This window comes from Streptococcus sp. 27098_8_109 (assembly GCF_041432295.1).
Taxonomy (GTDB): Bacteria; Bacillota; Bacilli; order Lactobacillales; family Streptococcaceae; genus Streptococcus.
In genome coordinates this window covers 1-9460 of sequence record NZ_JAPVZJ010000032.1, presented here as the reverse complement: position 1 = coordinate 9460, position 9460 = coordinate 1, and the positions used below count along the sequence as shown (strand labels likewise).

General features: G+C 42.8%; 8 protein-coding genes and 1 other annotated feature. All 8 genes read left to right on the top strand.

Features of this window, described 5'->3' with window-relative positions; translation table 11 throughout:
- Positions 1-90 precede the first annotated feature (90 nt).
- The 8 genes from O3664_RS09025 (at position 91) to rplL (ending at position 9387) form a co-directional block, all read left to right on the top strand.
- A complete protein-coding gene (locus O3664_RS09025; RefSeq protein WP_371613932.1) occupies positions 91-1377 on the top strand; it encodes a homoserine dehydrogenase in 1287 nt (428 codons plus the stop codon).
- A gap of 1 nt (position 1378) precedes the next feature.
- Positions 1379-2248 (top strand): homoserine kinase, encoded by an 870-nt coding sequence (gene thrB, locus O3664_RS09020; protein ID WP_371613931.1) that lies wholly within the window; start codon positions 1379-1381, stop codon positions 2246-2248.
- A 98-nt stretch (positions 2249-2346) separates the two neighbouring features.
- Positions 2347-3285, top strand: a complete 939-nt coding sequence (gene msrB / locus O3664_RS09015; protein ID WP_371613930.1) for a peptide-methionine (R)-S-oxide reductase MsrB — start codon at positions 2347-2349, stop codon at positions 3283-3285.
- A 60-nt stretch (positions 3286-3345) separates the two neighbouring features.
- Positions 3346-5070, top strand: coding sequence for an ABC transporter ATP-binding protein (locus O3664_RS09010; RefSeq protein ID WP_371613929.1), 1725 nt, complete (start codon positions 3346-3348; stop codon positions 5068-5070).
- A 1-nt stretch (position 5071) separates the two neighbouring features.
- Complete coding sequence (locus O3664_RS09005) at positions 5072-6820, top strand: ABC transporter ATP-binding protein (protein ID WP_371613928.1); 1749 nt, start codon at positions 5072-5074, stop codon at positions 6818-6820.
- Between the two features lie 114 nt (positions 6821-6934).
- Positions 6935-8194 (top strand): TRZ/ATZ family protein, encoded by a 1260-nt coding sequence (locus O3664_RS09000; protein WP_371613927.1) that lies wholly within the window; start codon positions 6935-6937, stop codon positions 8192-8194.
- A 76-nt stretch (positions 8195-8270) separates the two neighbouring features.
- Positions 8271-8406: a sequence feature (ribosomal protein L10 leader region), on the top strand.
- 38 nt (positions 8407-8444) lie between these two features.
- Complete coding sequence (gene rplJ / locus O3664_RS08995; protein ID WP_001287277.1) at positions 8445-8945, top strand: 50S ribosomal protein L10; 501 nt, start codon at positions 8445-8447, stop codon at positions 8943-8945.
- Between the two features lie 73 nt (positions 8946-9018).
- The gene (gene rplL, locus O3664_RS08990; RefSeq protein ID WP_001196965.1) at positions 9019-9387 is read left to right on the top strand and encodes a 50S ribosomal protein L7/L12; all 369 of its coding nucleotides are present in this window, start codon (positions 9019-9021) and stop codon (positions 9385-9387) included.
- Positions 9388-9460: the final 73 nt, after the last annotated feature.

Here is a 9460-nt window from a genome sequence, read left to right as displayed (position 1 = left end):
TTTTTATACTGAAATAGTGATTTACTATAATAGGAATTTTCACAAAATTCTGTTATAATGGCTATATTAGAAAATTTCGAGGAGACAAACATGACAGTTAAAATTGCTTTACTAGGATTTGGTACCGTTGCAAGTGGCGTGCCTTTCCTCCTAAAGGAAAATGGAGAAAAAATCAATCAATCAGCACATTCAGAGATTGAAGTTGCTAAGGTGTTGGTCAAGGATGAAGATGAAAAGAATCGCTTGCTTGCAGCAGGGAATGACTTTAACTTTGTAACCAATGTGGATGATATTTTATCAGATCAAGACATTACGATCGTAGTGGAATTGATGGGGCGTATCGAACCCGCTAAGACCTTTATCACTCGTGCCTTGGAAGCTGGAAAGCATGTTGTTACTGCTAACAAGGACCTTTTGGCTGTCCATGGTGCAGAATTGTTAGAAATCGCTAAAGCTAACAAGGTAGCACTTTACTATGAAGCAGCAGTAGCTGGTGGGATTCCAATTCTTCGTACTTTGGCAAATTCCTTGGCTTCTGATAAAATCACGCGCGTGCTTGGAGTAGTCAACGGAACTTCCAACTTCATGATGACCAAGATGGTCGAAGAAGGCTGGTCTTACGATGATGCTCTTGCCGAAGCACAATGTCTAGGATTTGCAGAAAGTGACCCTACAAATGACGTAGATGGGATTGATGCAGCCTACAAGATGGTGATTTTGAGCCAATTTGCCTTTGGCATGAAGGTTGCCTTTGATGATGTAGCCCACAAGGGAATCCGCAACATCACACCAGAAGATGTAGCTGTGGCTCAAGACCTTGGCTATGTAGTGAAATTGGTTGGTTCTATCGAGGAAACTCCTTCAGGAATCGCTGCAGAAGTGACTCCAACCTTCCTTCCTAAAGCGCATCCACTTGCCAGTGTGAATGGCGTAATGAACGCTGTCTTTGTAGAATCTATCGGTATTGGTGAGTCTATGTACTACGGACCAGGTGCTGGTCAAAAACCAACTGCAACAAGTGTTGTAGCAGATATTGTCCGTATCGTTCGTCGCTTAAATGACGGTACCATCGGTAAAGACTTCAACGAATACAGCCGTGACTTGGTCTTGGCAAATGCTGAAGATGTCAAAGCTAATTACTACTTCTCAATCTTGGCTCCAGATTCAAAAGGTCAGGTCTTAAAATTGGCTGAAATCTTTAATGCCCAAGATATTTCCTTCAAGCAAATCCTCCAAGATGGAAAAGAAGGTGACAAGGCGCGTGTTGTGATCATTACACACAAGATTAATAAAGCCCAGCTTGAAAATGTCTCAGCTGAATTGAAGAAGGTTTCAGAATTCGACCTCTTGAATACCTTCAAGGTGCTAGGAGAATAAGATGAAGATTATTGTACCTGCAACCAGTGCCAATATCGGGCCAGGATTTGACTCGGTCGGTGTAGCTGTAACCAAGTATCTTCAAATTGAGGTCTGTGAAGAACGAGATGAGTGGCTGATTGAACACCAGATTGGCAAATGGATTCCACATGACGAGCGCAATCTCTTGCTCAAAATCGCTTTGCAAATTGTACCAGACTTGCAACCAAGACGTTTGAAAATGACCAGTGATGTTCCCTTGGCGCGTGGTTTGGGTTCTTCTAGCTCGGTTATCGTTGCTGGGATTGAACTAGCCAACCAACTGGGGAATCTCAACTTGTCTGATCATGAAAAATTGCAGTTGGCGACTAAGATTGAAGGACATCCTGACAATGTGGCTCCAGCCATTTATGGTAATCTCGTTATTGCAAGCTCTGTTGATGGACAAGTTTCTGCTATCGTAGCAGACTTCCCAGAGTGTGATTTCCTAGCCTACATTCCAAACTATGAATTGCGTACTCGAGACAGCCGTGGTGTCTTACCTAAGAAATTGTCATACAAGGAAGCTGTTGCAGCTAGTTCTATCGCCAATGTGGCTGTTGCTGCCTTGTTGGCAGGAGATATGGTGACCGCTGGGCAAGCAATCGAGGGAGACCTCTTCCACGAGCGCTATCGTCAGGACTTGGTGAGAGAATTTGCGACGATTAAGCAAGTGGCCAAAGAAAATGGTGCCTATGCAACCTACCTCTCTGGTGCTGGGCCGACAGTTATGGTCTTGGCTTCTCATGACAAGATGCCAACGATTAAGGCAGAATTGGAAAAGCAACCCTTCAAAGGTAAACTGCATGACTTGAAGGTTGATACCCAAGGTGTCCGTGTCGAAGCAAAATAAAGAATAGAAGATAGGATGGGGAAACTTTCGACCAGAGGGCTTCCTATCCTTTTTTTGAAAAGAATTCGAGTTAAAAACTTGATAAAGGAGAAATAAAGATGGCAGAAATTTATCTAGCAGGTGGTTGTTTTTGGGGCCTAGAGGAATATTTTTCACGCATTTCTGGAGTGCTAGCAACCAGTGTTGGCTACGCTAATGGTCAAGTCGAAACGACCAATTACCAGTTGCTCAAGGAAACAGACCATGCAGAAACGGTTCAAGTGATTTACGATGAGAAGGCAGTGTCACTTAGAGAAATTTTGCTTTATTATTTCCGTGTCATCGACCCTTTATCCATCAATCAACAAGGGAATGACCGTGGACGTCAGTATCGAACCGGTATATATTACCAAGATGAAGCAGACTTACCAGCTATCTACACTGTGGTGCAGGAGCAGGAACGCATGCTAGGTCGCAAGATTGCAGTAGAAGTGGAGAAACTTCGCCACTATATTCTGGCTGAAGATTACCACCAAGACTATCTTAAGAAGAATCCTTCAGGTTACTGTCATATCGATGTGACCGATGCTGATAAGCCATTGATTGATGCCTCTAACTATGAAAAGCCTAGTCAAGAGGTGTTAAAGGGCAGTTTATCTGAAGAATCCTATCGTGTTACCCAAGAAGCTGCTACAGAGGCTCCATTTACCAATGCCTATGACCAAACCTTTGAAGAGGGAATTTATGTAGACATCACGACAGGTGAGCCACTCTTTTTTGCCAAGGATAAGTTTGCCTCAGGTTGTGGTTGGCCAAGTTTTAGCCGTCCGATTTCCAAGGAATTGATTCATTATTACAAGGATCTCAGCCATGGAATGGAGAGAATTGAGGTTCGTTCTCGGTCGGGCAATGCTCACTTGGGTCATGTTTTCACAGATGGCCCTCGGGAGTTAGGTGGCCTTCGTTACTGTATTAATTCTGCTTCCTTGCGTTTTGTAGCCAAGGATGATATGGAAGAGGCAGGATATGGTTTTCTATTGCCATACTTAAATAAATAAAACAGAGAGGGTGGGTACTTCCCACTTTCTTCATTTCTAGAATACGAATAGAAGGGATTTATGAAACACCTATTATCTTACTTCAAACCTTACATCAAGGAATCAATTTTATCACCCTTGTTCAAGCTACTTGAAGCTGTGTTTGAGCTCTTAGTTCCTATGGTGATTGCTGGGATTGTTGACCAATCATTGCCCCAGAAAAATCAAGGTCATCTCTGGATGCAGATTGGTTTGCTCCTTATCTTTGCAGTGATTGGCGTTTTAGTGGCCTTGATAGCCCAGTTCTACTCAGCTAAGGCTGCGGTTGGATTTGCCAAAGGACTGACAGATGATCTCTATCGTCATATTCTATCTTTACCCAAGGACAGCAGGGATCGTCTGACAACTTCGAGCTTGGTGACTCGCTTGACTTCGGACACCTACCAGATTCAGACTGGTATCAATCAATTCCTGCGTCTCTTTTTGCGAGCGCCTATTATCGTTTTTGGGGCTATCTTTATGGCCTATCGAATCTCAGCTGAGCTGACTTTCTGGTTCTTGGTCATGGTTGTCATTTTGACCATTGTTATTGTAGGGCTCTCTAGACTGGTTAATCCTCTCTACAGTAGTCTTAGAAAGAAAACGGACCAACTGGTTCAGGAAACACGTCATCAATTACAAGGAATGCGGGTTATTCGTGCTTTTGGTCAAGAAAAACGAGAGTTACAATTTTTTCAAACCCTTAACCAAGTCTATGCTAGATTACAAGAAAAGACAGGTTTCTGGTCTAGTTTATTAACACCTCTGACCTATCTGATTGTCAATGGAACTCTCCTCGTTATTATCTGGCAGGGTTATATTTCAATTCAAGGAGGTTTACTCAGTCAAGGTGCCCTGATTGCCCTTATCAACTACCTCTTGCAGATTTTGGTGGAATTGGTCAAGCTCGCCATGCTGATCAATTCTCTCAATCAGTCCTATATCTCAGCCAAGCGAATCGAGGAAGTTTTTGCTGAGGCTCCAGAAGATATTCATTCAAAATTAGAACAAAAGAAAGCAACCAGCGAGCAGATTTTACAAGTTCAAGAATTAACCTTTACCTATCCTGATGCGGCCCAGCCTTCTCTGAGAGACATTTCTTTTGATATGACTCAAGGACAAATCCTTGGTATTATTGGGGGAACGGGTTCTGGTAAATCAAGTTTGGTGCAACTCATTCTAGGACTTTATCCAGCAGACAAGGGGAGCATTGACCTTTATCGAGATGGATCTAGTCCTCGTAATCTTGAGCAGTGGCGGTCTTGGATTGCCTATGTGCCCCAAAACGTCGAACTCTTTAAAGGAACCATTCGTTCCAACTTGACTCTAGGTTTAGATCAAGAAGTAACTGACCAAGAACTATGGCAGGCCTTGGAAATTGCGCAAGCTAAGGATTTTGTCAGTGATAAGGAAGGTCTCTTAGATGCCCTAGTTGAAGCAGGAGGACGAAATTTTTCAGGTGGACAAAAACAAAGGCTGTCTATCGCACGAGCAGTCTTGCGCCAGGCTCCGTTTCTCATCCTAGATGATGCTACCTCGGCACTGGACACCATTACCGAGTCCAAGCTGTTGAAGGCTATTCGAGAAAATATGCCAAATACAAGTTTAATCTTGATTTCTCAACGAACTTCGACGCTTCAGATGGCTGACCAGATTCTCCTCTTGGAAAAGGGAGAGCTTCTAGCTATCGGCAAGCACGAGGAGTTGATGAAATCCAGTCAAGTTTATCGCGAAATCAATGCTTCCCAACATGGAAAGGAGGACTAGCATGAGACGACAAACTGCAAACCAGACGCTCACACGCTTGGCTAAAGACCTTGCAAGTCATCCCTTCCTCCTTTTCCTAGCCTTTCTGGGAACTATTGCCCAGGTTGGCTTATCAATTTATCTTCCTATCTTGATTGGGCAGGTCATTGATCAAGTCCTGGTGGCTGGTTCTTCACCGGTTTTTTGGCAGATTTTTCTCCAAATGATCTTGGTGGTCATAGGAAATACCCTTGTGCAGTGGGTCAATCCTCTCCTCTATAATCGCCTAATCTTTTCTTATACCAGAGACTTACGAGAGCGAATCATCCATAAGCTCCATCGTTTACCGATTGCTTTTGTGGATCGGCAAGGCAGTGGGGAAATGGTCAGTCGTGTAACCACGGACATAGAACAGTTGGCAGCTGGCTTGACCATGATTTTTAACCAATTTTTTATTGGCGTTTTGATGATTTTGGTTAGTATTCTAGCCATGCTTCAAATTCACCTCCTCATGACCCTCTTGGTTTTGTTGTTAACGCCACTATCTATGGTGATTTCACGCTTTATTGCCAAACGCTCCTATCATCTCTTCCAAAAGCAAACAGAGACAAGGGGGATTCAGACTCAGTTGATTGAAGAATCGCTTAGCCAGCAGACTATTATCCAGTCCTTCAATGCTCAAGAAGATTTTATCCAAAGACTGCGTGAGGCTAATGCCAATTACGCAGGTTATTCTCAGTCAGCCATCTTTTATTCATCAACGGTTAATCCTTCGACTCGCTTTGTCAATGCACTCATTTACGCCCTTCTAGCTGGAGTAGGAGCTTATCGTATCATGATGGGTTCCACCTTGACTATCGGACGTTTAGTGACTTTTTTGAATTATGTCCAACAGTACACTAAGCCCTTTAATGATATCTCTTCAGTTCTAGCCGAATTGCAAAGTGCTCTCGCTTGCGCAGAGCGTGTCTATTCTGTCTTAGAAAGTCCTGAGGTGGCTGAAACAGGTAAGGAAGAGTTGACTAGTGACCAAGTTAAGGGAGCTATTTCCTTTAAACATGTCTCTTTTGGCTACCATCCTGAAAAGATTTTGATTAAGGACTTATCTATCGATATCCCAGCCGGTAGCAAGGTAGCTATTGTTGGTCCGACAGGTGCTGGAAAATCAACCCTTATCAATCTCCTCATGCGTTTTTATCCCATTAACTCTGGAGCTATCTTGTTAGATGGGCGATCCATTTATGATTATACCCGAGCATCATTGAGACAGCAGTTTGGGATGGTTCTCCAAGAAACCTGGCTCAAGCAAGGAACTATTCATGACAATATTGCCTTTGGAAATCCTGATGCCAGTCGGGAGCAAGTGATTGCTGCTGCAAAGGCAGCCAATGCAGACTTTTTCATCCAACAGTTGCCACAGGGATACGATACCAAGTTGGAAAATGCAGGAGAGTCTCTATCTGTCGGTCAAGCCCAGCTTTTGACCATCGCCCGGGTCTTTCTAGCTATACCAAAGATTCTTATCTTAGACGAGGCAACCTCCTCCATCGATACGCGGACAGAAGTGCTAGTACAGGATGCCTTTGCTAAACTCATGAAGGGGCGCACAAGCTTTATCATTGCCCATCGTTTGTCTACCATTCAAGATGCGGATTTGATTCTTGTCTTGGTGGATGGCGACATCGTGGAATATGGTAACCATCATGACCTCATGGCTAGAAAAGGCAAGTATTACCAAATGCAGCAAGCTGCGGCCTTTATCTCTGAATAATCCTTTCTACTTTGAAATCTTATGGACAAAAAAAGTTGCCTTCGGGTGACTTTTTTGTTACAATAGCTAGAAAAATTATTCACTGTAAATTGTCTTATAGAAAAGGAGCCTAGAATGAAAGTCTTTCAGCATGTAAATATCGTGACTTGTGACCAAGATTTCCATGTTTATTTGGATGGAATCTTAGCAGTTAAGGATTCTCAAATTGTCTATGTCGGTCAAGAGAAGCCAGAGATTTTAGAGCAAGCTGAGCAGATTATAGACTATCAGGGAGCCTGGATTATGCCTGGATTGGTCAATTGCCACACCCATTCTGCTATGACAGGATTGAGAGGAATTCGGGACGACAGCAATCTCCATGAATGGCTCAATGACTATATCTGGCCTGCAGAAGCTGAGTTTACTCCAGACATGACTACCAAGGCGGTCAAAGAAGCTCTGACAGAAATGCTCCAGTCAGGAACAACAACCTTCAATGATATGTATAATCCCAATGGAGTGGAGATTGAGCAGATTTATCAGGCAGTTAAGGCTTCCAAGATGCGTTGTTATTTCTCACCGACCCTCTTTTCTTCAGAGATAGAAACAACTACTGAGACCATTACTAGAACACGAGGCATCATCGAGGAAATCTTAGGATATGAAAATCCAAATTTCAAGGTTATGGTAGCTCCTCACTCTCCTTACAGCTGTAGTAGAGATTTGCTGGAAACGAGCTTAGATATGGCGAAAGAACTGAATATTCCAATCCATATCCATGTAGCGGAGACTAAGGAGGAATCAGGCATTATCCTGAAACGATACGGCAAACGTCCCCTAGCCTTTCTAGAAGAACTGGGTTACTTAGATCATCCATCTGTCTTTGCTCATGGAGTCGAATTAAATGAGCGAGAAATTGAACGCTTAGCAACTTCTCAAGTAGCTATTGCGCATAATCCTATTAGTAACCTCAAATTGGCATCAGGGATTGCTCCTATCATTCAACTGCAAAAAGCAGGAGTAGCAGTCGGAATTGCGACGGATTCGGTTGCCTCCAATAACAATCTAGATATGTTTGAGGAAGGACGGACTGCAGCCCTTCTTCAGAAGATGAAAAGTGGGGATGCCAGCCAATTCCCAATCGAAACAGCCCTCAAGGCTCTGACAATCGAAGGGGCTAAGGTCCTAGGAATGGAAAATCAGATAGGAAGTCTAGAAGTCGGCAAGCAAGCAGATTTTCTCGTTATTCAACCACAAGGGAAAATTCATCTCCAACCCCAAGAAAAAATGCTTTCTCACCTGATTTATGCTGTCAAGTCCAGTGATGTAGATGATGTCTATATTGCTGGAGAACAGGTTGTTAAGCAAGGCCAAGTCCTAACAGTAGAACTTTAAAAGAAAAATCACGAAAAAAGTTTAAAAAAAGTTTGCAAAAATCTTGCATTCTTTTTTTGACTATGCTATACTTATATACGGTTTGAAAAAACTGCCTAAGACAGTAGGGGAGCTCGACTCATAAATTTCCTACCGAGGACAAAACGTATCATGTAAAAAGAAGCGTATTGTACTTTCGTGTCTAGGTTTGGGCGCGTTTTTCTTTTGAAAAATTTCCCCAAGCAAAATAATAACGGAGGTGAACACACTAATGAGTGAAGCAATTATTGCTAAAAAAGCGGAACTAGTTGACGTAGTAGCTGAAAAAATGAAAGCTGCTGCATCTATCGTCGTTGTAGACGCTCGTGGTTTGACAGTTGAGCAAGATACAGTTCTTCGTCGTGAGCTTCGTGGAAGCGAAGTTGAGTATAAAGTTATTAAAAACTCAATCTTGCGTCGTGCAGCTGAAAAAGCTGGTCTTGAAGATCTTGCATCTGTATTTGTTGGACCATCTGCAGTAGCATTTTCTAACGAAGATGTTATCGCACCAGCGAAAATCTTGAACGACTTTTCTAAAAACGCTGAAGCACTTGAAATCAAAGGTGGTGCAATCGAAGGCGCTGTCGCATCTAAAGAAGAGATTCTTGCACTTGCAACTCTTCCAAACCGCGAAGGACTTCTTTCTATGCTCCTTTCTGTACTTCAAGCGCCAGTGCGCAACGTTGCTCTTGCAGTCAAAGCGGTTGCAGACAACAAAGAAGACGCAGCTTAATCTTAAGCTACGCAGCGTAGCCTAGCTACAAAAAAATATTATAAATTTAAAAACTTATTTGGAGGAAATAACAATGGCATTGAACATTGAAAACATTATTGCTGAAATTAAAGAAGCTTCAATCCTTGAATTGAACGACCTTGTAAAAGCTATCGAAGAAGAATTTGGTGTAACTGCAGCTGCTCCTGTAGCTGTTGCTGCAGCTGGTGCTGCTGACGCTGGTGCTGCTAAAGATTCATTCGACGTTGAATTGACATCTGCAGGCGACAAAAAAGTTGGCGTTATCAAAGTTGTACGTGAAATCACAGGTCTTGGTCTTAAAGAAGCTAAAGAACTTGTTGACGGTGCACCAGCACTTGTTAAAGAAGGCGTTGCAACTGCAGAAGCTGAAGAAATCAAAGCTAAATTGGAAGAAGCTGGAGCTTCAGTTACTCTTAAATAATAGAGTAACTACATTAGTAGCTTAAAAACATGATTAAACCGCTATTCTTAGGAGTAGCGGTTTTTATTTTTTT

Excerpts from the sequence above, each read along its gene's own strand:
- thrB (WP_371613931.1), top strand. The coding sequence starts at position 1,379 with ATGAAGATTATTGTACCTGCAACCAGTGCCAATATCGGGCCAGGATTT.
- rplJ (WP_001287277.1), top strand. The coding sequence starts at position 8,445 with ATGAGTGAAGCAATTATTGCTAAAAAAGCGGAACTAGTTGACGTAGTA.
- O3664_RS09005 (WP_371613928.1), top strand. The coding sequence starts at position 5,072 with ATGAGACGACAAACTGCAAACCAGACGCTCACACGCTTGGCTAAAGAC.
- O3664_RS09000 (WP_371613927.1), top strand. The coding sequence starts at position 6,935 with ATGAAAGTCTTTCAGCATGTAAATATCGTGACTTGTGACCAAGATTTC.
- msrB (WP_371613930.1), top strand. The coding sequence starts at position 2,347 with ATGGCAGAAATTTATCTAGCAGGTGGTTGTTTTTGGGGCCTAGAGGAA.
- O3664_RS09025 (WP_371613932.1), top strand. The coding sequence starts at position 91 with ATGACAGTTAAAATTGCTTTACTAGGATTTGGTACCGTTGCAAGTGGC.
- rplL (WP_001196965.1), top strand. The coding sequence starts at position 9,019 with ATGGCATTGAACATTGAAAACATTATTGCTGAAATTAAAGAAGCTTCA.
- O3664_RS09010 (WP_371613929.1), top strand. The coding sequence starts at position 3,346 with ATGAAACACCTATTATCTTACTTCAAACCTTACATCAAGGAATCAATT.